Below are 23,806 nucleotides of genomic sequence, written 5' to 3' on the forward strand. Positions count from 1 at the left end.
CCTATCAGGCCGCTTGCTTGGGTGTGGCAGTGGCGAGACCGAAGTCTTCGGGGAAATGATCGAGGGCTGAGATGACCGGGAACGGCGTCATGCCACCCATCGCGCACAGCGAACCGGACACCATCGTGTCGCACAGGTCGCGCAGCAGTTGCACCTGCTTCGTCGACGTGTCGCCGTTGCGGATGCGCTGGATCACTTCGACGCCGCGCGTCGAGCCGATCCGGCACGGCGTGCACTTGCCGCACGATTCGAGCGTGCAGAAGTGCATCGCGTATTGGGCGAGGTCAGCGAGATTCGACGTGTCGTCGTGAATCACGAGGCCGCCGTGACCGACCACGGCGCCAACCTTCGCGTATTCCTCATAGTCGAGCGGGATGTCCCACTGGCTTTCGGGCAGATACGTGCCAAGCGGGCCGCCGACCTGCACCGCGCGCGCCGGACGGCCGCTTGCCGTGCCGCCGCCGTAGTCGAACATCAGTTCGCGCAGCGTGCAGCCGAACGCGAGTTCGACGAGACCGCCTTGCTTCACATTGCCCGCGATCTGGAAGGGCAGCGTGCCGCGCGAGCGGCCCATGCCGAAGTCCTTGTAGAACGCTGCGCCCTTCGCGAAGATGATCGGCACGGTGGCGAGCGTGATCACGTTGTTGATCACCGTCGGCTTGCCGAACAGGCCTTCGAGTGCCGGCAGCGGCGGCTTCGCGCGCACGATGCCGCGCTTGCCTTCGAGCGATTCGAGCAGCGCCGTTTCCTCGCCGCACACATACGCGCCCGCGCCCTTGGCGACGAACAGTTCGAAGCGGTGTTCCGAGCCGAGCACGCTGTCGCCGAGCCAGCCGGCCGCGCGGGCCTTGACAATGGCGGCTTCGAGCGTCGCGATGGAATGCGGATACTCGCTGCGCACATAGATATGACCGACCGTCGCGCCCGTCACGATGCCCGCGATGATCATCCCTTCGATCAGCACGAACGGATCGCTTTCCATCACGAGGCGATCGGAGAACGTGCCCGAATCGCCTTCGTCCGCATTGCAGACGATGTACTTCTGATCCGCCATCGCGGCGCGCACCGTGCGCCACTTGATGCCGGCCGGGAACGCCGCGCCGCCGCGGCCGCGCAGGCCCGATTCCGTCAGCGCGGCGACGGCTGCGTCGCCGTTCATCGCGAGCGCGTTGTACAGGCCGACGATGCCGCCGTTGGCGATGTAGTCGTCGGTCGAAAGCGGATCGGTGATGCCGATGCGTGCGAACGTCAGGCGCTGCTGCTTCTTCAGATACGGAATCTCGTCGACCACGCCAACGTGTTTCGCGTGCGTCGCGCGGCCTTCGATGAAGCCCGCGTCGAACAGCGACTTCACGTCGTCGGCGTCGACATTTGCATAGCCGATGCGGCCTGCGGGCGTCACGACTTCAACCAGCGGTTCGAGATACAGCAAGCCGCGCGAGCCATTGCGCACGAGTTCGATCTCGATGCCGCGTGCTTTCGCTTCATCGACGATGGCTGTCGCGAGCGCGTCCGCGCCGAGCGCGAGCGCCGACGAATCGCGGGGAACATAGATGCGCGTCATACCGTTTCCTCCACGCGTTTCATCGCGGCTGCGAGCAGCGCATCGAACTTTTGCGGCGTGACTTTCGCGTGCAGTTCGCCGTTGATCATCAGCGCCGGCGACAGCGCGCACTGACCGAGGCAATACACCGATTCAAGACCGACCGCGCCATCGCAGGCGTGGTCATGACCACCGCCTTGCGCGTCGTGCTTGTGAGCATCGAAGCGGCAACCCGTGCGCGCTTCGATATGTTGCGCGAGCGCTTCCGTGCCCATGCTGCGGCACGCTTCCGCGCGGCACAGCTGTACCGTGACGGGCGCGGCGGGCGACTGACGGAAATGGTGGTAATAAGTGATGACGCCATGGACTTCGGCACGTGACAGATTCATCGTCCGCGCGAGCGGGGCGACGGTATCGGGCGGCACGAAGCCGACGTCGTCCTGAATGGCGTGCAGCAGCGCAACGAGCGACATGCCGGGTCGTGCGTGGCGTTGCACGAGTTCGTCTGGCGCAATGGCGTTCGGTCGATCCACAGTGGGGCTCCTCCAAAGTCGATATATGCACTTGTTATTCATAAGCCGTGCATCTATGCTTTGCTTGTTTGATATATCAATGCGAACGATAGGCGGGTGCACCGGCTTTCGCAATAGGAACTACCAGAACATATATGATTCGGATCGAATGCCAGGCACAGCTCATGGTGCGGGACAGCAACGGCCAAACGTCCAGCCTGACTGACGCTGTGCCGCTGTTGGCCCTCGTGGACCAGACAGGCAGCATCGCGCAGGCCGCGACGCTTAAGGGTTTGTCCTACCGTCACGCGTGGGGTTTGTTGCGCGCTATCGAAACCCAGCTGGGCGGCGCGCTGATCGAAAAAGAGCGCGGCCGTGGCTCGGCGCTTTCGGAGCTCGGGCGGGCGGTGTTGCGCGCGCAACGACTTTGCGGCGAGCGTCTGGATGGCAACATGCAGGCGCTGGCGAGCGAAGTTGCTGCCGATCTGAACCGCTGGCTCGCGCCGCCCGCCGACGACGTGCGCATTCATGCATCGCATGGCTACGCGGTGGCGGCGCTCGTCACGGCGCTGGTCGCCGATGAAGTCCCGCTCGACATCAAGTATCGCGACAGCGCCGAAGCGATCACGGCGCTGGCGCGCGGCGAGTGCGATCTGGCCGGCTTCCATTTACCGCGCGGCGAGTTTCGCGCGGCGTGCGCGGACAAGTACCGGCAGTGGCTCGATCCGCAGCGTCATGTGCTCGTGCATCTGACGCGGCGCAAGCAGGGGCTGTTTCTGGCGAAGGGCAATCCGAAGGGCATCGGCGGTTTGAGCGATCTCGCGCGCGACGACATCCGCTTTGTCAACCGCCAGCATGGTTCCGGCACGCGCATGCTGATCGATCTCGCGCTGCGGCGCGTCGGCGTCGATCCCGATCGCGTGAACGGTTATGCGTCGACGGAGCTGACACATTCGGCGATCGCTGCGTTCGTTGCGAGCGGGATGGCCGACGTCGGTTTCGGCGTGGAGCCGGCGGCGCATCACTTCGGGCTGGACTTCATTCCTATCGTCGACGAGGACTATTACTTCGCGTGCGATCGCGCGCGGCTCGAACGCGAGCCGCTGACAACCGTCATGTCGGTGCTGCGCGGCAATCCGTTCCGCCAGAGCGTCGCGCATCTGGAAGGCTACGATCCCGGCGACTGCGGCAAACTGCTTGAACTGGAAGAGGGTCTGGAGGAGAGCGGGGCGTGAGGCAGATGGCAAGGGGTAAGCGCCCGTAACAACGAAGCTGGCTGCGGACGCTGCGCCGCAGCGCGCTTTGCGCTAATCTTTACGCTTTCGTCATTCCGCCTCAACTGCGCGGCGCTGCCTGCCGCATCGATTCGATATGAAATATTTCGTCCCTGCTTGTGCTGCCGCGCTTACGGCCGGCGCGTTGTTTGCCACGATGTCAGTTGCTTTTGCGCAGAATACGCCGGGCGTGCCGGGCGGCATCCTGTCCGAGGAATTCAAGCTCAACGAGCATCCGCAGATGCCGTTCGGCGCTTCGGCGCCGTCGAAGAAGTATCAGAGCGACAAGCCGGGTAAGCTGCGCAAGCGCGGCGACAACGGCGATCCGAACGGTTGTAACCTCAAGTGCCCTGACGATCAGTAAACGAAACGACGCACGCAGCGCCCGTAGGCTTTGCGTGCGTCTGCATACGGGCCAGGTGAATTACGGCTTGGCCGTGTGCCACACATCCTTGAAGCCGTCGCCTTTCATGTCGCCCGGCTTCTCGTCCTTTGCGAAGCGGTAGAGCGGCTTTCCTTTGTACGCCCACTGCTTCCCGCCATCCGCGCCGTCGATCACGGTCCAGTCACCCGAAGGCTTGTCGCTCGCATCCGCGGCGGCGGCGGGCCATGCGGCCGCGCAGCCACCCGAGCAGGCGCTCTTGCCGGGCGTCGTGTCTTTATCGAAGGTATAGAGCGTGTGTCCCTGAGCGTCGACGAAACGGCCGTCCATGGTTTTGGGCGGCGCGGCGAGAGCGGCCTGTGTGGCGGCGAGCGCGGCGATGAGAAGGAGGGTCTTGCGCATGATGCGGCTCCTGTTCTGACGTTGTGTATGGAGTTTATGCAATCGATCGGGTGATGCGCGCGTTAAATGCGTTGAATGTGCGCGCATCGATTAAACGGCTGGCGCGCTTTCTTATTCCATCCATCGTTCACTTGAACGACTCGTTCGCGGCGGGCGCATGCCTGATTGCTTGCCGTTGCGCAAAAATTACGCAAACGCGCACGGCAGAATTCCCCTGATGTTTCCAGAATCAATGCGCGACGCATTGCGCCGGCCCACTGCGGCGGGCTTCGTTCCGATGATGTGCGGGAGATCCGGGCCGGGTCACGCGCGCACTAGCGTGGCGCCGCATGTCGTGATGTCGCCGATATACGCGATGCGCTTGCCGTTGTGCCGGCGCCTGCCGCTGGCGATGATCGGATACCGGCCGCCGCAGCGCGGGCATGCAACCAGATGGCCGTCGAGCGCGATGCCGATGCCTTCATCCGTCAGATCCGGCGTTGCCTCGACGATCTTCCCGCCGTGGCTGGTGGTGTCGCCGAGGCGGGCCATGATGGGATCCTCTGTGTAGTTCATATTGCGGCTCATATTGGTTAGTTGTACTGGGCGGACAGGCGCCCATTTGACGCGATGTCGGCCCGCGTGAAAATCAGAAAAGGTTGAAAACGGGGCGCGACCGTATGCTGGATGCGCGGAAGCGGCGGATACGGAAGGCTCCCAGGGAACGATTGGCGATTAGCGGTCTGTTGGTGCGTTATCGCGCAGAACAGGCGCCTCTTCCGATTTACGCTGCAACCTGTCTTCGATTATTCGGGACCAGTGCGTTGCCTTGTCAGTTCTAGTTTGTCGACGCCACCGGCCGTAATGGCGAAGCGATCCTTCGGGAAAACCCGCCGTTGCGTCAATCAGCATCGAAGCGGTGATCGAAGGTATTTTTTCTCTGATTTGCTTTCTCGTCGCTCTCGCTGCTGGTGAATTAAATATAAATCTGGATATTTGATCTGGGGGGAGATTCATTCGTTAAAGATTGTTAACGAGTTAGGGGGCGTAATGAGGGCATATCTGAGTCGACTATCTGGCAGCGCGATGAGTTTTAGTCGAGCTGCCGCAGCGACAATGATAAAGACGCCAGTAAACGTGGTGTTTGGTCTTGCGATATTAACGATTTGTGCTGAAATCATCATCGTTGTGATTTTTGCCAAAGAAAATGTCATGCTCTATGCGGATGGGGGCTGGTTCGTTTTCGCCTTATCCACTGGAAATCCCTGGGTTTTGAAGTGGCATTATATTGCTGCCCGTTTTACCACTTACGCATTGACAGTCTGGCCAGTTCTGAAATTCAGCCAGGCGTTTAGTCTTACACCTGCGGAAATCGCAGTGGTCAATTGCGTGCAGTTTTATGGTATTCAGGTTGCGCTAACGATTTGGGCATACTGGCTTGCGAGGAAAGTGAACCCTCGATACCTGGTTTTCCCAGTTACCCAAACGGTGCTCTTTTCCCTTCAGGCATGGGGATTCCCTTCAGAGCTGCTTCTGGGGCCCGGAATATTATGGGTGATCCTGCTTCTGGCCGTAAGAGACCAAGGAGTGAGTGCGCTATTTCTGACGGGTTTCGCGGCACTGGTTTTCACGCATGAACTGGCTTTGCCCACGGCCTTAATCGCTGGAGTGTTTGCACTTTATCTTCAGTGGCGGCGCGATAATTACAGTGCACGCTTCTGGCTGGCGATTATTTTGATGACGGCCACCATTTTGGCGTTTTTTGTGGTTCGCATGATTGGCGGCGGTGCCGGTAGTGACGCGAATGCAATTTACGTTTTCGACCCGCGGCGCGTATTGCTCAGCCCGTTACTGGTGCCGCTTGTTGCCGGCGCGTTTCTATTGCGCTTTACATCGAAAGTCAAATGGCCAGTCTTGCTGGCATTAAGTGTGGTCGGCTTTGCCATTGTTATGGCAATCGGTTTGAGTACGCCATTGAATTTCGACGCGCCTCGTTATAGCGCGAGGACATTGATCGCCATAGGCATGCTGGTCCTGACGATCCTGTTTGTGCTCGTTGTGCTGGAGAAGGAGTTCGATCGCGCCGGCAGCGGCGAGCAGCGGCAGATCGCCGCAAATGGAAGTTTTGGTTTTGCCAAATGGCTGTTTCTTTGTCTCGGTTTGCAAGCGGGCGCAATAGGCGTTTTTACGAACGACTGGATGCTGTCGAGCGCAGCTGAAGCGCGTTTGCAACGTGAGGCATCGGCAGCGCCGAAGGTGACGGCGATCAGTGACGCTCGGGATGGTTGGACGCCTGCTGAGCGCGACGCGAGCATTCGATTGCAGATGGAATGGTCGGTGCCCTATCGGCAACTTGTCCTGACCAACGGACAGATGCCGCCGGTGATTCTTTACGACAAGACCTCCTGGTATAGGCCGAGCGTATGCCTGGAAAAGGATCTGATTTTCGGGGATGACTCCCGTTTTCATCCCGACGATTTTGCGGTCTGGACGAGCTTCACGTGCGATCAAGCCCAGCCGCCGAAAGTAGACACGATGAAAGACCGCTTCGCGCGGAAGATCAAACATCTCCTGGGCTAGCCATGAATTCTCGGAACCTGACTGATTTGAGCTCGGTGATTGAGACACAGAGCCTAAGACTTGCGATTGTTCTGCCTACGCTCAACGAACGCAAGAATCTGCGGCCGCTGGTCAAGCGGCTGGATGCAGCGCTTGTCGGAATTGCCTGGGAAGCCATCTTCGTCGACGATAACAGCCACGACGGCACGGCCGACGAGGCACGCGCTATTTCGCTGGAAGACCCGCGCATCCGTTGCATTCAGCGCATCGGCCGCCGGGGCCTGGCCAGCGCTGCCATCGAGGGCATGTGCGCGACGGCTGCGCCGATTGTGGCGGTGATGGATGCCGATCATCAGCACGACCCCAAGCTGCTGCCGCAGATGCTGGCGGAGATTGAATCAGGCCAGTATGACCTGGCCTATGCCAGCCGCTTTGCAGAAGGCGCTAGCACGGAGGAGTGGGGCAGGCCTGACCGCGTGAAGGCATCGACCTTTGCCAACTCGCTGGCGCGGCGCGTGACTGGCGTCGACCTTACCGACCCGATGAGTGGCTATTTCATGCTTCACGCCAACACCTTGCGCGCCTATGCTCACCGATTGTCCGGTGTCGGCTTCAAGATTCTTCTGGACATTCTGGCAACCATCGACGTGCCGATGAGGGTCAAGGAACTCCCTCTGAATTTCGCGCCTCGTGCCGAGGGTGAGAGCAAGCTCGACAGAACGGTCGTCTTCGAATTTCTCGTCGGACTTTACGACAAGTGGCTGGGCCGCTTCATTCCCACCCGCTTTGCCCTGTTCGGGACGGTAGGCGCGATGGGTGCCGTGGTGCATATGAGCGTGTTGGCGTTGATGCTGTACGTGTTGGGGGCGGAATTTGCCGTTGGTTATCCTTCGCAGGAGGCCGCGTTTGTCGTCGGCCAGACTGCCGCGGCACTGACGGCCATGACCTTTAACTTCGCGCTGAACAACGAGTTGACTTACGCTGACAAGCGGTTGCGTGGGCTTTCTCCGCTGTGTCGCGGCTGGTTCAAGTTTGCGGCTACCTGCGCACTCGGCATGCTGGCCAATATCGGGGTGTCGACCGTGCTCGTGCGGATGGGTGTCTATCCCTATCTGGCGGCGATTGTCGGCATCGTCCTCGCGTCCGTGTGGAATTTCGCGTTGTCGAGCAAGTTTGTGTGGGGCAAATACGGCAATTGACCTGCGCGGCAGCATCTGGAGGTCGCGGGCTGTTGTGGCGGCAGGCCTCGTCGTCACTGTCAGTGGCTGCTGCAAAGGCGGGAGAAGTGAAACGCAGAAAGGGAAAATCCGCGAAGCGTTGTGCTGTCGCGGATTTCAGGATGCTGCAAGATCGCAGGACATCAAAAATTGGTGGAGGCGGCGGGAATCGAACCCGCGTCCAGAAGTCCTCTACGACTAGTTCTACATGTTTAGTTCTGTCTTTTGATTTAACCGGAGCGACGCGGACGAACACGCTGCGCTCAAGCGATTCACTAAATTTTCGACCCGGACGTCGTGACACCGCCAAGGCTTAACTGACGTATATGACCTCTGTCGGTATTGCTACCGGTCTTGCGACACTAGCCCGTCAGTGAACTAGGCAGAGGACGGCGGCCCTTAGGCTGCCAGTGCGAACGTATCGTCGTTTGCAGTTACGTTTTTCCCATTGATTAACGAGGTGACGGGTCCTCGACATGCCCTAGCCGCTTCGCAACCCCTGTCGAAACCAGGTCGCCCCCGCAGAAGGAATGAGCCACATAGGTGGCTCGGAAAATCATTTTACAGTAGTGGCACTCGCGAGTCACGGCGAAACGATCGTGCCAGCGTGCGTCAGCTGATCTCGCGCAGCAGGTTGCGCAGTTCAGCCGTCGTGCCGACGACGTGCTTCGCGTGCCATTGCGTGGGCGGAATGTCGTTGCCGCAGTAGCCGTACGCTGCCGCAACGGTGACCATGCCGGCGGCAAAGCCCGCTTGCACGTCGCGCAGGTCGTCGCCGACGTAGACGATGCGCTCCGGCGGCAGATCCAGTTCCTTTGCCGCATGCAGCAGCGGCGCGGGATGTGGCTTCGAATGCGCCGTCGTGTCGCCGCTGACGATGCAGCCCGCGCGCGTGTCGAGGCCGAGCTGGGCAACCAGTGGCTCCGTCAGCCGCGCCACCTTGTTGGTCACGATGCCCCAGCGCACGCCGCGTTCGTCGAGATCGTCGAGAATCTCTCCGATGCCCGGGAACAGGAGCGTTTCGATACACAGGTCGGCTTCGTAATTCGCGAGGAATTCGTCGCGCATCGACGCGTAGTCGTGATGATCGGGCCCGATGCCAAACGCACCGCCCAGCAGACCGCGCGCACCCGCCGACGCGAGCGGGCGCAACTGTTCCAGCGGCACCATCTCGAGTCCGCGCTCGTGGCGCATCTTGTTGACGGCTGCGGCGAGGTCGGGCGCGGTATCGGCAAGCGTGCCGTCGAGGTCGAACAGAATGCCCTGGCAAAGACCGATCGATGCTTCTTCGTCTTCGCGCTGAGGCAGGGGCGTGGGATCGCTCATTGAAGTAGGCGCAGGATCAGATCAGGCTTCGCGACGGCACGCGAGCATGTAGTTGACGTCGGTGTCGCTCGACAGGCCGAAATGGCGCGTGAGCGGGTTGTAGGTGATGCCTTTGATTTCTGTCGTATGCAGGCCCGCGGCGCGCGCGAAGCCAGCCAGTTCCGACGGACGGATGAAGCGGGCGTAGTCGTGCGTGCCCTTCGGCAACATCCGCGCGAGATATTCGGCACCGATCACCGCGAACAGATACGACTTCACGTTACGGTTAAGCGTCGAGAAGAACACCCAGCCGCCCGGCTTGACGAGCGTCTTGCACGCCTCGACGACCTTCGACGGATCGGGCACGTGTTCGAGCATTTCCATGCAGGTGACGACATCGAACGATGCCGGTTCACGGGCCGCCAGCGCTTCCGCTGCGATCTCCTCGTAATTAACCGTTACACCGCTTTCAAGGCTGTGAAGATCCGCGACACCCAACGCCTCGTTGGAAAGGTCGATTCCCTTCACGTCGGCGCCCAACGTCGCCATGGATTCCGACAGAATGCCGCCGCCGCAACCGATATCGAGTACGCGCTTGCCCGCGAGGTGCGCGTGCGAGTCGATCCAGTTCAGCCGCACCGGATTCAGTTCGTGCAGCGGTTTGAACTCGGCGTTCGGGTCCCACCAGCGATGGGCGAGATCGCTGAATTTCTGCAGTTCGTGGGGATCGGCATTGGTCATGTCGGATGCGGCCTCGGAGGCGGAAGAGCAGGGTGATCGGAGAAACCCTGAGTATATAGGGCTGTGCTGGGGGCGGCAAAAACGGTCGGGGTGCGACACGGTTCGCTTGCGGCCAGGAATAAAAAAAGCCCCGCCGAAGCGGGGCTTGGATACTGCGGTATTTTGTAGCTTACTGCTTCGAAGTACCGACAACTTCGACTTCCACGCGACGATCCGGTGCGAGGCAGGCGATGAGTTGCTTGCGGTTCTTCTGGTTGCAGCCCGTCGTAACCGGGTTGCGCTTGCCCTTGCCTTCCGTGTAGATACGGTTGGCTTCGATGCCCTTGCTGACCAGGTATGCCTTGACAGCTTGTGCACGACGCAGCGACAGACGGTCGTTGTACTTGTCCGAACCGATGCGGTCGGTGTAGCCCGTGGCCACGACGACTTCCAGGTTCAGGCCTTGAATCTTCGATGCCAGATCGTCCAGCTTCTCCTTACCAGCCGGCTTCAGGACGGCCTTGTCGAAGTCGAACAGCGTGTCGGCTTGATACGTGATCTTCTGGCTGGTGATAGCCGGTGCGACCGGTGCCGGTGCCGGCGGGGTCGGTGCTTGTGCGACCAGTGCGCCGTCGCACTTTGCGTTAGCCGTTGCCGGCGTCCAGAACGCATCGCGCCAGCACAGTTCATTCGTGCCGTTCATCCACACGTATTCGCCGGTGCCGTTCACCCAGTTGTCGTTCGTAGCTTGTCGCGACGCCGGCACCGACTGTGCCATTGCGGATGCAGCCATAACTGCGGTAGCTGCAATGAACGCGAGCTTTGAAAGTTTATTCATATTTCTCCTCTCGAAATTGAGATTACCGCAGGTTTACTGCGAGCCTGTTGACAAAGACCAGTCATACATTGCTCGAAGTATAACATCGGTGCCGAACAAAAGACGCTGTGCGTAGACTTCGAGCAGTGTCTAACTTTGTGCGTTGGCATTTTGCCATATCGTTCCCTTCCGACGATAAAAAAATCCGCCCCCTATTCATACGCCCGGTCGAATGTGGTGCATGCGCAACAAAAGGTGTCAAGTTCGTCAAGAGCCCGTCGGAAGCCGTTTCGGGCGGCTTGCGGGGGAGCATTTTTCGGGCCTGGCTGCCTCGCTCGTGAGACGCTTCCAGGTGCCGTTTTCGTGTGTCCCACTAATAGGTATACGCACGTCGTCGGGAGCGGATGCGGCGCATGGTAGAATCGCGTGATGCGCTGCGCTCGCAGACGCTCAAGAAGTACACCCAGGGGTAGGCCCAAGCGGTGAGGTGAAGAACGCGGTTCCCTCATCGTCTTCGCGCGTAAACGATACGGACAATGGATCAATTCGCCAAAGAGACTCTACCAATCTCCCTAGAGGAGGAAATGCGCCGCTCGTATATCGAGTACGCAATGAGCGTGATTGTAGGGCGCGCGCTTCCCGATGTCCGCGATGGTCTCAAGCCAGTGCACCGGCGCGTGCTGTACGCCATGCACGAGCTGAACAACGACTGGAACCGGGCGTACAAGAAATCGGCGCGTATCGTCGGCGACGTGATCGGTAAATACCATCCGCACGGCGACTCGGCTGTCTATGACACCATCGTCCGCATGGCGCAGGACTTCTCGCTGCGCTACATGCTCGTCGACGGTCAAGGCAATTTCGGGTCAGTCGACGGCGACAACGCCGCGGCAATGCGTTACACCGAAATCCGCATGGCGAAGATCGGCCATGAGCTGCTCGCCGACATCGACAAGGAAACGGTCGACTTCCAGCCGAACTACGACGGCAGCGAGAATGAGCCGACCATCCTGCCCGCGCGTATTCCGAATCTGCTGATCAACGGCTCGTCGGGTATCGCCGTCGGCATGGCGACCAACATTCCGCCGCACAATCTGACTGAGATCGTCGACGCTTGCCATCATCTGCTGAAGAATCCGGAAGCGACGATCGACGAACTGATCGAGATCGTCCCTGCGCCGGACTTCCCGACGGCGGGGATCATCTACGGCGTGGCCGGCGTGCGCGACGGTTATCGCACCGGGCGCGGACGCGTTGTGATGCGCGCGACCACGCACTTCGAAGAGATCGATCGCGGCCAGCGCATGGCCATCATCGTCGATGAACTGCCGTATCAGGTGAACAAACGTTCGCTGCTCGAGCGGATCGCCGAGCTGGTGAATGAGAAAAAGCTCGAAGGCATCTCAGACATTCGCGACGAATCTGACAAGAGCGGCATGCGCGTTGTGATCGAGCTGAAGCGCGGCGAAGTGCCTGAGGTCATTCTCAACAATCTTTATAAGGCAACGCAGCTACAGGACACGTTCGGCATGAACATGGTCGCGCTGGTCGACGGCCAGCCGAAGCTGCTGAACCTGAAGGAAATGCTTTCGCATTTCCTGTCGCACCGTCGCGAAGTTTTGACGCGGCGCACTGTATACGAACTGCGCAAGGCGCGCGAACGCGGCCACGTGCTCGAAGGCCTCGCCGTCGCGCTCGCCAACATCGACGATTTCATCGCGATTATCAAGGCCGCGCCGACGCCGCCAATCGCCAAGCAGGAGTTGATGGACCGCTCGTGGGATTCGTCGATCGTGCGCGAGATGCTGCAGCGCGCGGAGACGGACAACGCTACGGCGGGCGGCCGCACGGCGTACCGTCCGGAAGGGCTGAACCCGGCGTACGGCATGCAGGCCGACGGCCTTTATCGCCTTTCGGACACCCAGGCGCAGGAAATTCTGCAGATGCGCCTGCAACGCCTGACGGGTCTCGAGCAGGACAAGATCCTCGGCGAGTACCGCGACGTGATGGCGCAGATCGCCGATCTGCTGGACATCCTCGCGCGCCCCGAGCGTATAACTGCGATCATCTTCGACGAACTCACCACGATCAAGGGCGAATTCGGCGACGAACGCCGCTCGAAGATCGAGATGAATGCGACCGAGCTGAACACGGAAGACCTCATCACGCCGCAGGACATGGTCGTGACGATGTCGCACTCCGGTTATGTGAAATCGCAGCCGTTGTCTGAATATCGTGCCCAGAAGCGCGGAGGTCGCGGCAAGCAGGCGACGCAGATGAAGGAAGACGACTGGATCGACACGCTCTTCATCGCGAACACGCACGATCACATTCTGTGCTTCTCGAATCGCGGCCGGGTTTACTGGCTGAAGGTCTACGAAGTGCCGCAAGGCTCGCGCAATTCGCGCGGCCGTCCGATCGTCAATATGTTCCCGCTGCAGGACGGCGAAAAGATCACGGTCGTGCTGCCCGTCAAGGAATTCTCCGCCGACAAATTCGTTTTCATGGCGACGGCGCTCGGCACGGTCAAGAAGACGCCGCTCGAAGCCTTTAGCCGTCCGCTGAAGAAGGGCATTATCGCGGTCGGTCTGGATGACGGCGATTATCTGATCGGCGCGGCTATCACCGATGGCGAGCACGACGTCATGCTGTTCTCGGATTCGGGCAAGGCCGTTCGCTTCGACGAAAACGACGTGCGTCCGATGGGCCGTGAAGCGCGCGGCGTGCGCGGCATGCAGCTCGAAGACGGTCAGCAGGTGATCGCGCTGCTCGTCGCCGGTGACGAACAGCAGTCGGTGCTGACGGCAACGGAAAATGGTTACGGCAAGCGCACCCCGATCACGGAATACACGCGCCACGGCCGGGGCACAAAGGGCATGATCGCGATCCAGACGTCCGAGCGTAACGGCAAGGTGGTCGCCGCGACGCTGGTCGACCCGGAAGCGCAGATCATGCTGATCACCAACACGGGCGTGCTGATTCGTACACGCGTGTCGGAAATTCGAGAAATGGGCCGCGCAACGCAAGGTGTTACACTCATCAGCCTTGATGAAGGTACCAAGCTTTCCGGTTTGCAGCAGGTTGCCGAAGCGGAAGCTGACGTGGACGGCGATGCTGACCCGTCCGTGGATGAAGCGGGCGGTGACGAAAGCGAAGCGTCGTAATCCGCAGCGAAGCTTCTCAAGTGATGCTGAAAGCCGCGTGAAGAGTGCGGGCGCATCGGGCCGATGCGCCGCCTGCGCGGTGAAGCAGTCAGGTTAATTTCTCTTAGGGAGTAGTGATGCAAAAACGTTTCAAGCAGTTGATGGTTGTGGCCGCTTTCCTGCCGACCCTCGCAATGGCGCAAGCGCTGCAAACCCAGCAGCCCGCTCCGGCTGCTCCGGCTGCCGCTGCTGCCCCGGTCGACCCGGCGAAGCAGGCTGCCATCAAGAATCTGCTCGACGCGATCGACGCACAGAAGCTGGTCGGCGCAATCGGCAACAGCGCGCAGATGCAAGCGAAGCAGCTGGTCCCGGCTATCCTGTCGGACGCCCTGTCGGAAAACAAGACGATGACGGACAAGCAAAAGCAGGCTTCCGTCCCGGCGCTGCAGAAGAACGCTGTGCCTAAGCTGGTTGACTCGGCCGGCCAGGTCTTCGCAACGGACGCATTCAAGCAGGACGCGATGCAAGCTCAGTACGATGCTTACGCCAAGTACTACAGCACGCAGGAAATCAACGATCTGACCGCGTTCTACAAGAGCCCGACGGGCCGCAAGTTCATCCAGGTTCAAGACCAGGTTGGCCGCGACGTCGTGAACGGTCTGATGCAGAAGTACATGCCGCAATCGATCAAGGCAACGCGCGACCAGGCTGACAAGGAAGTCGCTTCCGTCAAGCCGGCGAAGTAAGCAGGTCGAACAAGGCTGAACGGCGCTAAAAGCGCCCGTCACCGGCGACGTCAGAGGGAAATGCGTTAAACCCCTTGGAACGTCGAGGTTTGGCGGGTTTTGAGCGTCAATGCGATAATGGCCGTTTGCGCTTGCGCGCAGACGGCCATTTTCTTTCAGGCGCGGTTTCCGGCTCTTTCACATGCCGCGTGCCTGCTTCCACGGGTTCTCACGATGCGCGTCTTCAATTTCTCCGCCGGTCCGGCGGCCATGCCCGAAGAAGTGCTGCGCCAGGCAGCCGACGAAATGCTCGATTGGCGCGGCAGCGGCATGAGCGTGATGGAAATGAGCCATCGCGGCAAAGAGTTCATGACGATTCATGAAGAGGCGCTGACCGACCTGCGCGACCTGCTGCAAGTGCCGTCGAGCCATCAGATTCTCTTCCTGCAAGGCGGCGGTCTCGGCGAAAACGCGATCGTGCCGATGAACCTGATGGGCCGCAAGCAGAGCGCCGATTTCGTCGTGACGGGCTCGTGGTCGCAGAAGTCGTTCAAGGAAGCGCAGAAATACGGTAAGGCACACATCGCGGCAAGCGGCGAAACGGCCCAAGGCTTCACGCACGCGCCCACGCGCGCCGAGTGGAAGCTGTCGGACGATCCCGCCTACGTGCATTTGTGCACGAACGAAACCATCCACGGCGTTGAAACCTTCGAAATCCCCGATCTCGGCGACATTCCACTGGTGGCCGACGCGTCGTCGCACATCCTGTCGCGCCCGATGGACATCGCCAAGTACGGCGTGCTGTTCGGCGGTGCGCAGAAGAACATCGGCATGGCGGGTGTGACGGTCGTGATCGTGCGCGAAGATCTGCTCGAACGGTCGATGGCGATCTGCCCGTCGGCGTTCGAATGGAAAACAGTCGCGCTGAACAATTCGATGTACAACACCCCGCCCACGTACGCGATCTACATCGCCGGGCTGGTGTTCAAGTGGTTGAAGAAGCAGGGCGGTTTGACGGCGATCGAGGCACGCAACGTCGAGAAGGCGAAGCTGCTGTACGACACCATCGATTCGTCGAGCTTCTATCTGAACAAGGTGGAGCGCAACGCGCGGTCGCGGATGAACGTACCGTTCTTCCTCGCCGACGAGTCGCGTAACGAAGATTTCCTGGCCGGCGCGAAGGCGCGCGGGCTGGTGCAGCTGAAGGGCCACAAGTCCGTCGGCGGCATGCGGGCGTCGATTTACAACGCGGTGCCGCTCGAAGGCGTCAAAGCGCTTGTCGAGTACATGAGGGAATTCGAACAGCGCGGCGCGTGATCCGCCGGGTCACTGCGCGCGCAACCTCTTTCGAACTGGCCCCGAACTGGCCGTTACAAGCATGGACGACGAACTCAATTCTCAACTGAAACCGCTGCGCGAACGCATCGACGCGATCGACGCGCAGCTCATCGCGCTCCTGAATCAGCGCGCCGCTGTCGCGCTCGAAGTCGGTGAGGTGAAGAAGCACTTCAACGCGCCCGTGTTTCGCCCGGAGCGCGAGCAGCAGGTGATCGCGCGTTTGCAGGACATGAGCGCTGGCCCGCTCGCCGGCGAGCACATCAGTGCGATCTGGCGCGAAATCATGGCCGCGAGCCGCGCGCTGGAAAAGAACATCACGGCCGCCTATCTCGGACCGGCCGGCACCTATAGCGAACAGGCGATGCACGAGTACTTCGGTCAGTCGATCGAAGGGCTGCCGTGTTCGTCGATTGACGAAGTGTTCCGCTCGGTCGAAGCGGGCGGCGCCGAGTTCGGCGTCGTGCCGATCGAAAATTCGACGGAAGGCGCGGTCTCGCGCACGCTCGATCTGCTGCTGCAAACGCAATTGCTGATCGGCGGCGAACTGGCTTTGCCGATTCACCACAATCTGCTGACGCTCAATGGCGGTCTTGCCGGCGTGACGCGCGTTTGCGCGCACGCGCAGGCGCTCGCGCAGTGTCAGCGCTGGCTCGCCACGCACGCGCCGCATCTCGAGCGCCAGGCGGTGTCGAGCAATGCCGAAGCGGCGCGCATGGCGGCGGAAGATCCGACTATCGCGGCTATCGCTGGCGACCGTGCGGCGACGCAATACGGTCTGCAAGTCGCGTACGCGCTGATTCAGGACGACCCGCACAACCGCACGCGCTTCGTGATGATCAGCAAGCAGCCGACGGGCGCGAGCGGCTACGACAAGACGTCGCTGATCGTGTCGGTGGCGAACGAGCCGGGCGCGATGTTCAAGCTGCTGGAACCGCTCGCGCGGCACGGCGTGTCGATGACGCGCTTCGAGTCGCGTCCGGCACGCGTCGGCACGTGGGAGTACTACTTCTACATCGACGTCGAAGGTCATCGCGACGACGCGTCGGTTTCCGCCGCGCTCGCCGATCTTGGCCAGAAAGCCGACTTCTTGAAGATTCTCGGTTCGTATCCGCGCGCTCGCTGATACGTCCGCCATCTTTTCGCAACCAGTAAGCAAGCCCAAGAATTATCCGGAGATATCCATGACAACGTCTTTCGGTCCGTCTTACGTTCGCGCGATTGCGCCTTATGTGGCTGGCAAACCGATCTCGGAAGTTGCGCGCGAATTTGGACTGGACGAAGCGCGTATCGTGAAACTGGCGTCGAACGAGAATCCGCTCGGCATGCCGGATTCGGCGAAAACGGCGATGGCGCAGGCGGCGAGCGAACTCGGCCGCTATCCGGACGCGAACGCGTTCGAACTGAAGGCCGCGCTGTCCGCGCACTACGACGTGCCCGCTGAATGGATCACGCTCGGCAACGGCAGCAACGACATTCTGGAGCTGGCGGCGCACGCATTCGTCGAGAAGAGCCAGTCGGTTGTTTATGCGCAATACTCGTTCGCCGTGTACGCGCTGGCGACGCAAGGCCTCGGCGCGCGCGCGATCGTCGTGCCCGCCGTCGAATACGGCCACGATCTCGACGCGATGCTCGCCGCGATCAGCGGCGACACGCGCCTCGTGTTCGTCGCGAACCCGAACAATCCGACGGGCACGTTCATCGACGGTGCGGCGATAGAAGCGTTTCTCGCCAAGGTGCCGCGCAGCGTCGTGGTTGTGCTCGACGAGGCATATACGGAATACCTGAACGCCGACAAGCGCTACGACTCGATTGCGTGGGTGAAGCGTTATCCGAACCTGCTGGTGTCGCGCACGTTCTCGAAGGCGTTTGGTCTTGCCGGTCTGCGCGTCGGTTTCGCGATCGCGCAACCTGAACTGACCGATCTGATGAACCGGCTGCGTCAGCCATTCAATGTGAACACGCTCGCGCAAGCGGCCGCGATTGCCGCGCTGAACGACAAGCCGTTCCTGCAAAAGAGCGCAGAACTGAACGCACAAGGCTATCGCCGTCTGACAGAAGCGTTCGACAAGCTCGGTCTCGAATACGTGCCGTCGCACGGCAACTTCGTGCTGGTGCGCGTCGGCAACGACGACGGCGCGGGCAATCGCGTGAATCTCGAACTGCTGAAACAGGGCGTGATCGTGCGTCCGGTGGGCAGCTACGGCTTGCCGCAATGGCTGCGCGTGACGATCGGCCTGCCGGAAGAAAACGACGCGTTTATCGCGGCGCTCGAAAAGACGCTGGCCACGGCCTGAGCGTTTCAATGCAATCCACGCGCCTCGTTCTTGTGGTTTCCGGGGCACGTTTTTTCTGTGACTGACGTGGCAGCGTTTTCTTTCGACAAACTGGTGATTTTCGGCGTCGGGCTGATCGGCGGATCGCTTGCGCGCGCGCTGCGAGAGCGCGGCGACGTGGGCGGCGCGCAGCGCGTGACCGGCGTGGGGCGGTCGGCGGCGTCGACGCAACGCGCGCTGGAACTCGGTGTGATCGACGCGAGCGCGTCGCTTTCCGACGATTCCGCATTGCGTGACGCGCTCAAAGGCGCCGACGTCGTGTTGCTCGCAGCGCCTGTCGCGCAGACGCAGCCGTTGCTCGAGCGCATTGCGCCGTTTCTCGATTCGTCGACCATCGTCACCGATGCCGGCAGTACCAAGTCCGACGTCGTCGCTGCGGCGCGCGCAGCGTTGGGCGAGCGGATCGGCCAGTTCGTTCCCGGTCATCCGATCGCGGGCCGCGAATCGAGCGGCGTCGATGCCGCGTTGCCTGACCTGTACGTGAACCGCAACGTCGTGCTGTGCGCGTTGCCCGAGAACCCGCCAGCCTCCGTCGACCGTGTTGCCGCGATGTGGCGCGCAACGGGCGCGAGTGTGCACGCGATGTCGGCCGAGCAGCACGACCGCGTGTTCGCGTCGGTCAGCCATCTGCCGCACGTGTTGTCGTTCGCATTGGTTGAGCAGATTCTCAATTCTCCCGATGCCGCTCTGAAATTCTCGTTCGCAGCAGGCGGTTTCCGCGACTTCACGCGGATTGCCGCGTCGAGTCCGGAAATGTGGCGCGACGTCTGCGTGGCGAACCGTGCCGCGCTGCTGGACGAAATCGACGGCTATACAGCTGTGCTGGCGCGTCTGCGCAGTGCGATCGAAGCTGGCGACGGCAAGACGCTCGAAGCCGTTTTCGCGCGCTCGCGCGCCGCGCGCAGCGAATGGCAGGAACGTCGCGCCGCGCCCACGCAGCAGCCGACTCCCGAGCGCTCCGCAACCGACGACGCGTCGAAATAAAGGACACTGGAATTCACATGGAACATCTCGATCTCGGACCATTTTCCCGTGCGTCCGGCACCGTCCGTCTGCCTGGCTCGAAGAGCATTTCGAATCGCGTGTTGCTGCTCGCGGCATTGTCCGAAGGCGAGACGACGATCACGAATCTGCTCGATTCCGACGACACGCGCGTCATGCTCGACGCGCTCGAAAAGCTCGGCGTGAAGTTGAAGCGTGACGGAGATACCTGCGTTGTCACGGGCACGCGCGGCGCGCTGCCGGCGGCGCGCGCCGATCTGTTCCTCGGCAACGCGGGGACAGCCGTGCGTCCGCTGACTGCTGCGCTGGCCGTGAACGGCGGTGATTACCGGATCCACGGCGTGCCGCGTATGCACGAGCGGCCGATCGGTGATCTCGTCGACGGCCTGCGCCAGATCGGCGCAAAGATCGACTACGAAGAAAATGAAGGCTTTCCGCCGCTGCGCATCCGTCCGGCGCAGATCAATGTGGAAGCGCCGATCCGCGTGCGTGGCGACGTGTCGAGCCAGTTTTTGACTGCGCTGCTGATGACACTGCCGCTCGTCAAGACCGAGAGCGGCGAAACGATCGTCGAGGTCGCAGGCGAGCTGATTTCGAAGCCGTATATCGAGATCACGATCGCGCTGATGGCGCGCTTCGGCATCAAGGTCGAACGCCTCGGCTGGGAGCGCTTCACGATTCCGAACGGCGTGCGCTATCAGTCGCCGGGCAAGATCATGGTGGAAGGCGACGCGTCGTCGGCCTCGTATTTCCTCGCGGCGGGCGCGCTGGGCGGCGGACCGCTGCGCGTCGAAGGCGTGGGGCGCGCGAGCATTCAGGGCGACGTCGGTTTCGCGACGGCGCTGATGAAGATGGGCGCCAACGTCACGATGGGCGACGACTGGATCGAAGTGCGCGGCGTCGGCAACGACCACGGCAAGCTCGATCCGATCGACATGGACTTCAACCTGATCCCCGACGCGGCCATGACGATCGCCGTCGCCGCACTGTTCGCGGATGGCACGACCACATTGCGCAACATCGCCAGCTGGCGCGTGAAGGAAACCGACCGGATCGCCGCGATGGCGACGGAGCTGCGCAAGGTCGGCGCGAAGGTGCAGGAGGGCGAAGACTTCCTCGTCGTCACGCCGCCCGAGAAGCTGACGCCGAACGCTGCCATCGACACCTACGACGACCACCGCATGGCGATGTGCTTCTCGCTGGTAAGCCTTGGCGGCGTGCCCGTGCGGATCAACGATCCGAAATGCGTCGGCAAGACGTTCCCCGACTATTTCGAGCGCTTCCTTGCGCTCGCCCAACCCTGACCGCTCCGACCTTTTTTGCCGCCCGTTCCGACGGGCGACTCCCTCGATGAAACCGATTCGTCCCTTTCACCAGACGCCCGTCATTACGATCGACGGCCCGACCGCTTCCGGCAAAGGCACGGTGGCCGCATTGGTCGCCGCCGAGCTCGGCTTCCACCTGCTCGACAGCGGTGCGCTGTACCGGCTCGCCGCGCTCGCCAGCGTGCGTTACGACGTTGCCGTCGATGACGCCGACGCTCTTGCAAAACTGGTAGGCGAGCTCCACATCACGTTCCGCGAGGGCATTGCGCAACTGGACGGCGCCGATGTGTCGACGGATATCCGGGCCGAGGAAGTCGGCAATCGCGCATCGGCGATTGCCGTACATGCGCCCGTCAGAGCCGCGCTGGTGGCCCGTCAGCGGGCTTTCCGCAAGCAGCCGGGGCTCGTCGCCGACGGCCGCGACATGGGCACGGTGATCTTCCCGGACGCCAATCTGAAGGTGTTTCTGACGGCCAGCGTCGAGGCGCGCGCGACCCGCCGGCATAAGCAATTGATCCAAAAAGGATTTTCTGCTAATATGGATGACTTGCTCCGGGATTTGCGTGAACGCGACGAGCGCGACAGCAAGCGCACAGCCGCGCCGCTCAAGCCCGCAGCGGATGCACAGCTCCTCGATACCTCGGCATTGTCGGTCGACCAGGCGGTCGAACAGGTGGTGCAGTGGTACAAGGCGCTGGTTCCCCAAAGCTGAATCCGGCTGAAAGCGGAACCTCGCATCGAAGTGTTTTTTTAGTTGTTGTGTTGGTGCCTCGTGGTGAAACACGAAGCGATTGTTTAACCCTTAACCCCGTATGGCTTTCGCTCCTTTGCCGTAGTGATGAACCGTCCCGGTTCACCTGACGCTGCGAGAACCATGCAAATTCAGATTTTTATGTCCGACCTGCAAACCTCTACCCCGAATACCGAATCTTTTGCGGCTCTGTTCGAAGAGTCGCTGACCAAGCAAGACATGCGCGCTGGCGAAGTGATCTCCGCCGAAGTCGTGCGTGTCGACCACAACTTCGTGGTCGTCAACGCTGGTCTCAAGTCCGAAGCCTACATCCCGCTCGAAGAGTTCCTGAATGACGCGGGCGAGGTAGAAGTGCAGGCGGGCGACTTCGTTTCCGTCGCGATCGACGCGCTGGAAAACGGCTACGGCGACACCATCCTGTCGCGCGACAAGGCGAAGCGTCTGGCTTCGTGGCTGTCGCTGGAAAAGGCTCTCGACAACAACGAACTCGTGACCGGCACGATCACGGGCAAGGTCAAGGGCGGCATGACCGTCATGGTCAACGGCATTCGCGCATTCCTGCCGGGCTCGCTGGTCGACACGCGCCCTGTCAAGGACACGACGCCGTACGAAGGCAAGACGCTGGAATTCCGCGTCATCAAGCTGGACCGCAAGCGTAACAACGTCGTGCTGTCGCGCCGCGCTGTGATCGAAGCGACCCAAGGCGAAGAGCGCGCAAAGCTGCTCGAAACGCTGAAGGAAGGCGCGATCGTCGAAGGCGTGGTCAAGAACATCACCGACTACGGCGCGTTCGTGGACCTCGGCGGCATCGACGGCCTGCTGCACATCACCGACATCGCATGGCGTCGTGTGCGTCACCCGTCGGAAGTGCTGTCGGTTGGCCAGGAAGTCACGGCAAAGATCCTCAAGTTCGACCAGGAAAAGAACCGCGTTTCGCTCGGTATCAAGCAACTGGGCGACGATCCGTGGGAAGGCATCTCGCGCCGTTACCCGTCGGGCACGCGTCTGTTCGGCAAGGTCACGAACATCACCGACTACGGCGCGTTCGTTGAAGTCGAGTCGGGCATCGAAGGCCTCGTCCACGTGTCGGAAATGGACTGGACGAACAAGAACGTTGCACCGTCGAAGGTTGTGCAGCTGGGCGACGAAGTCGAAGTCATGGTTCTCGAAATCGACGAAGACCGCCGCCGTATCAGCCTCGGCATGAAGCAGTGCAAGCCGAATCCGTGGGACGACTTCAGCCGCAACTTCAAGAAGGGCGACAAGCTGCAAGGCGCAATCAAGTCGATCACCGACTTCGGCGTCTTCATCGGTCTGCCTGGCGGCATCGACGGTCTGGTTCACCTGTCGGACCTGTCGTGGTCGGAAACGGGCGAAGAAGCTGTTCGCAAGTACAAGAAGGGCGACGAAGTGGAAGCGATCGTTCTCGGCATCGACGTCGAGAAGGAACGCATCTCGCTGGGTATCAAGCAGCTCGAAGGCGACCCGTTCAGCAACTTCGTTGCAATGAACGACAAGGGTTCGATCGTTGACGGCGTGGTCAAGACGGTTGACGCAAAGGGTGCAGTGGTTCAGCTGACGGCAGACGTCGAAGGCTACCTGCGCGCTTCGGAAATCGCACAAGACCGCGTGGAAGACGCTCGCAACGTGCTGAAGGAAGGCGACAAGGTCAATGCGATGATCATCAACATCGACCGCAAGTCGCGTGGCATCAACCTGTCGATCAAGGCTAAGGATTCGGCTGAGCAACAGGAAGCGATCCGCGGCCTGGCAGCTGACACCAGCTCGGCAGCAAGCGGCACGACGAACCTGGGCGCGCTGCTGAAGGCCAAGCTCGACGGCCAGAACCAGTAAGCCTTAAGGGGTCTGCTGCAGTATGACCAAATCAGAATTGGTCGCCCAGCTGGCTACGCGATTTCCGCAACTTGTCCTCAAGGATGCGGATTTCGCGGTGAAGACGATGCTCGATGCGATGTCGGACGCCTTGGCGAACGGCCATCGCATCGAAATTCGCGGCTTCGGCAGCTTCGGCCTGAACCGCCGTCCATCCCGCGTCGGGCGCAACCCGAAATCGGGCGAAAAGGTGTTGGTGCCGGAGAAATTCGTGCCGCACTTCAAGCCTGGCAAGGAGTTGCGTGAGCGCGTCGATCGTCGTGCGGGCGAGCCGTTAAAAGCCGATACCGCGGACGACGATCTTTAAGCCGGCACTGTGTAGTAGTCGCAGTAAAGGTTGAAGCTCGCCGTGGCTACGTCAGTCAGACGGCATTGACCAGAAAAAGCGCCTTAGGGCGCTTTTTTTTCGTCCGCGCTCAGGTGGTCGGCGGGCGTGCGGGGAGCTGGGTGACACTTCGTCGACTCCTGCGACGCAGTCTCTTGCGCTGAATCAATGCGAACGGCTCCGTCAGCCGTCGATTGCGTACTATTTTCTCTCTCATAAACGACAGTAAGGCATCGCGATCCGCACGGCGGTGCCAGTCGT

General features: G+C 61.1%; 21 protein-coding genes and 1 other RNA gene. 14 read left to right on the plus strand and 8 right to left on the minus strand.

Annotation, left to right across the window (positions count from 1 at the left end):
• Positions 1-4 precede the first annotated feature (4 nt).
• The gene (locus G3O01_RS40815; RefSeq protein WP_205813156.1) at positions 5-1,564 is read right to left on the minus strand and encodes a formate dehydrogenase beta subunit; all 1,560 of its coding nucleotides are present in this window, start codon (positions 1,562-1,564) and stop codon (positions 5-7) included.
• Positions 1,561-2,076 carry an NAD(P)H-dependent oxidoreductase subunit E gene (locus G3O01_RS40820; RefSeq protein WP_205813157.1) on the minus strand — a complete coding sequence of 172 codons (516 nt, stop codon included), beginning with the start codon at positions 2,074-2,076 and terminating at the stop codon, positions 1,561-1,563. Before G3O01_RS40820 ends, G3O01_RS40815 begins: the two co-directional genes overlap by 4 nt.
• 134 nt (positions 2,077-2,210) lie before the next feature.
• Here G3O01_RS40820 and G3O01_RS40825 point away from each other — a divergent pair, with 134 nt between their 5' ends.
• Positions 2,211-3,290 (plus strand): substrate-binding domain-containing protein, encoded by a 1,080-nt coding sequence (locus G3O01_RS40825; protein WP_205813158.1) that lies wholly within the window; start codon positions 2,211-2,213, stop codon positions 3,288-3,290.
• 136 nt (positions 3,291-3,426) lie between these two features.
• Entirely contained in the window at positions 3,427-3,693 is a 267-nt protein-coding gene (locus G3O01_RS40830) for a hypothetical protein (protein WP_205813159.1), read from the plus strand.
• A gap of 60 nt (positions 3,694-3,753) precedes the next feature.
• Here the strand turns inward: G3O01_RS40830 and G3O01_RS40835 are convergent, their stop codons facing one another.
• Positions 3,754-4,113 carry a hypothetical protein gene (locus tag G3O01_RS40835; RefSeq protein ID WP_205813160.1) on the minus strand — a complete coding sequence of 120 codons (360 nt, stop codon included), beginning with the start codon at positions 4,111-4,113 and terminating at the stop codon, positions 3,754-3,756.
• A 303-nt stretch (positions 4,114-4,416) separates the two neighbouring features.
• Positions 4,417-4,668 (minus strand): PAAR domain-containing protein, encoded by a 252-nt coding sequence (locus G3O01_RS40840; protein WP_205813161.1) that lies wholly within the window; start codon positions 4,666-4,668, stop codon positions 4,417-4,419.
• A 540-nt stretch (positions 4,669-5,208) separates the two neighbouring features.
• On the opposite strand from G3O01_RS40840, the gene G3O01_RS40845 reads away from it, so the two are divergent.
• Both G3O01_RS40845 and G3O01_RS40850 read left to right on the plus strand, forming a co-directional pair.
• The gene (locus G3O01_RS40845) at positions 5,209-6,672 is read left to right on the plus strand and encodes a hypothetical protein (protein ID WP_205813162.1); all 1,464 of its coding nucleotides are present in this window, start codon (positions 5,209-5,211) and stop codon (positions 6,670-6,672) included.
• A gap of 35 nt (positions 6,673-6,707) precedes the next feature.
• Positions 6,708-7,850 (plus strand): glycosyltransferase family 2 protein, encoded by a 1,143-nt coding sequence (locus tag G3O01_RS40850; protein WP_346779263.1) that lies wholly within the window; start codon positions 6,708-6,710, stop codon positions 7,848-7,850.
• Positions 7,851-8,019: 169 nt separating this feature from the next.
• Here G3O01_RS40850 and ssrA read toward each other — a convergent pair.
• The 4 genes from ssrA to ompA form a co-directional block, all read right to left on the minus strand.
• Positions 8,020-8,389, minus strand: a transfer-messenger RNA (tmRNA) gene (ssrA, locus tag G3O01_RS40855).
• A gap of 91 nt (positions 8,390-8,480) precedes the next feature.
• Positions 8,481-9,194, minus strand: coding sequence for an HAD-IA family hydrolase (locus G3O01_RS40860; RefSeq protein WP_205813164.1), 714 nt, complete (start codon positions 9,192-9,194; stop codon positions 8,481-8,483).
• Between the two features lie 21 nt (positions 9,195-9,215).
• Positions 9,216-9,914: a bifunctional 2-polyprenyl-6-hydroxyphenol methylase/3-demethylubiquinol 3-O-methyltransferase UbiG gene (gene ubiG, locus G3O01_RS40865; protein ID WP_205813165.1), complete on the minus strand. Its 699-nt coding sequence runs from the start codon at positions 9,912-9,914 to the stop codon at positions 9,216-9,218.
• A 169-nt stretch (positions 9,915-10,083) separates the two neighbouring features.
• Positions 10,084-10,731: an outer membrane protein OmpA gene (gene ompA / locus G3O01_RS40870; protein WP_205813166.1), complete on the minus strand. Its 648-nt coding sequence runs from the start codon at positions 10,729-10,731 to the stop codon at positions 10,084-10,086.
• Positions 10,732-11,246: 515 nt separating this feature from the next.
• Between ompA and gyrA the strand changes: the two genes are divergently transcribed.
• From gyrA to G3O01_RS40920, 10 genes are all read left to right on the plus strand, one after another.
• Entirely contained in the window at positions 11,247-13,874 is a 2,628-nt protein-coding gene (gyrA, locus tag G3O01_RS40875) for a DNA gyrase subunit A (protein ID WP_205813167.1), read from the plus strand.
• Positions 13,875-13,990: 116 nt separating this feature from the next.
• A complete protein-coding gene (locus tag G3O01_RS40880) occupies positions 13,991-14,599 on the plus strand; it encodes a DUF2059 domain-containing protein (protein ID WP_205813168.1) in 609 nt (202 codons plus the stop codon).
• Positions 14,600-14,812: 213 nt separating this feature from the next.
• Entirely contained in the window at positions 14,813-15,895 is a 1,083-nt protein-coding gene (serC, locus tag G3O01_RS40885) for a 3-phosphoserine/phosphohydroxythreonine transaminase (protein ID WP_205813169.1), read from the plus strand.
• A gap of 61 nt (positions 15,896-15,956) precedes the next feature.
• On the plus strand, positions 15,957-17,039 hold the full coding sequence (gene pheA / locus G3O01_RS40890; RefSeq protein WP_205813170.1) for a prephenate dehydratase: 1,083 nt from the start codon (positions 15,957-15,959) through the stop codon (positions 17,037-17,039).
• Positions 17,040-17,097: 58 nt separating this feature from the next.
• Positions 17,098-18,210, plus strand: a complete 1,113-nt coding sequence (gene hisC, locus G3O01_RS40895; RefSeq protein WP_205813171.1) for a histidinol-phosphate transaminase — start codon at positions 17,098-17,100, stop codon at positions 18,208-18,210.
• Between the two features lie 57 nt (positions 18,211-18,267).
• Positions 18,268-19,233 (plus strand): prephenate dehydrogenase/arogenate dehydrogenase family protein, encoded by a 966-nt coding sequence (locus G3O01_RS40900; protein ID WP_205813172.1) that lies wholly within the window; start codon positions 18,268-18,270, stop codon positions 19,231-19,233.
• 17 nt (positions 19,234-19,250) lie between these two features.
• Positions 19,251-20,555, plus strand: a complete 1,305-nt coding sequence (gene aroA, locus G3O01_RS40905; protein WP_205813173.1) for a 3-phosphoshikimate 1-carboxyvinyltransferase — start codon at positions 19,251-19,253, stop codon at positions 20,553-20,555.
• A 46-nt stretch (positions 20,556-20,601) separates the two neighbouring features.
• Positions 20,602-21,288, plus strand: coding sequence for a (d)CMP kinase (gene cmk, locus G3O01_RS40910; RefSeq protein ID WP_205813174.1), 687 nt, complete (start codon positions 20,602-20,604; stop codon positions 21,286-21,288).
• A 162-nt stretch (positions 21,289-21,450) separates the two neighbouring features.
• On the plus strand, positions 21,451-23,181 hold the full coding sequence (gene rpsA, locus G3O01_RS40915; protein ID WP_035990054.1) for a 30S ribosomal protein S1: 1,731 nt from the start codon (positions 21,451-21,453) through the stop codon (positions 23,179-23,181).
• Between the two features lie 22 nt (positions 23,182-23,203).
• Positions 23,204-23,527 (plus strand): integration host factor subunit beta, encoded by a 324-nt coding sequence (locus tag G3O01_RS40920; protein ID WP_205813175.1) that lies wholly within the window; start codon positions 23,204-23,206, stop codon positions 23,525-23,527.
• Positions 23,528-23,806 lie beyond the last annotated feature (279 nt).

This window comes from Burkholderia sp. Ac-20365 (assembly GCF_017104715.1).
In the GTDB taxonomy this organism is placed as follows: Bacteria; Pseudomonadota; Gammaproteobacteria; order Burkholderiales; family Burkholderiaceae; genus Paraburkholderia.

Coding starts and splice junctions, on each gene's coding strand:
- rpsA (WP_035990054.1), top strand. CDS start 21,451: ATGCAAATTCAGATTTTTATGTCCGACCTGCAAACCTCTACCCCGAAT.
- aroA (WP_205813173.1), top strand. CDS start 19,251: ATGGAACATCTCGATCTCGGACCATTTTCCCGTGCGTCCGGCACCGTC.
- G3O01_RS40845 (WP_205813162.1), top strand. CDS start 5,209: ATGATAAAGACGCCAGTAAACGTGGTGTTTGGTCTTGCGATATTAACG.
- G3O01_RS40840 (WP_205813161.1), bottom strand. CDS start 4,668: ATGAACTACACAGAGGATCCCATCATGGCCCGCCTCGGCGACACCACC.
- G3O01_RS40880 (WP_205813168.1), top strand. CDS start 13,991: ATGCAAAAACGTTTCAAGCAGTTGATGGTTGTGGCCGCTTTCCTGCCG.
- G3O01_RS40830 (WP_205813159.1), top strand. CDS start 3,427: ATGAAATATTTCGTCCCTGCTTGTGCTGCCGCGCTTACGGCCGGCGCG.
- G3O01_RS40815 (WP_205813156.1), bottom strand. CDS start 1,564: ATGACGCGCATCTATGTTCCCCGCGATTCGTCGGCGCTCGCGCTCGGC.
- G3O01_RS40825 (WP_205813158.1), top strand. CDS start 2,211: ATGATTCGGATCGAATGCCAGGCACAGCTCATGGTGCGGGACAGCAAC.
- hisC (WP_205813171.1), top strand. CDS start 17,098: ATGACAACGTCTTTCGGTCCGTCTTACGTTCGCGCGATTGCGCCTTAT.
- serC (WP_205813169.1), top strand. CDS start 14,813: ATGCGCGTCTTCAATTTCTCCGCCGGTCCGGCGGCCATGCCCGAAGAA.
- pheA (WP_205813170.1), top strand. CDS start 15,957: ATGGACGACGAACTCAATTCTCAACTGAAACCGCTGCGCGAACGCATC.
- gyrA (WP_205813167.1), top strand. CDS start 11,247: ATGGATCAATTCGCCAAAGAGACTCTACCAATCTCCCTAGAGGAGGAA.
- ubiG (WP_205813165.1), bottom strand. CDS start 9,914: ATGACCAATGCCGATCCCCACGAACTGCAGAAATTCAGCGATCTCGCC.
- G3O01_RS40920 (WP_205813175.1), top strand. CDS start 23,204: ATGACCAAATCAGAATTGGTCGCCCAGCTGGCTACGCGATTTCCGCAA.
- ompA (WP_205813166.1), bottom strand. CDS start 10,731: ATGAATAAACTTTCAAAGCTCGCGTTCATTGCAGCTACCGCAGTTATG.
- G3O01_RS40835 (WP_205813160.1), bottom strand. CDS start 4,113: ATGCGCAAGACCCTCCTTCTCATCGCCGCGCTCGCCGCCACACAGGCC.
- cmk (WP_205813174.1), top strand. CDS start 20,602: ATGAAACCGATTCGTCCCTTTCACCAGACGCCCGTCATTACGATCGAC.
- G3O01_RS40860 (WP_205813164.1), bottom strand. CDS start 9,194: ATGAGCGATCCCACGCCCCTGCCTCAGCGCGAAGACGAAGAAGCATCG.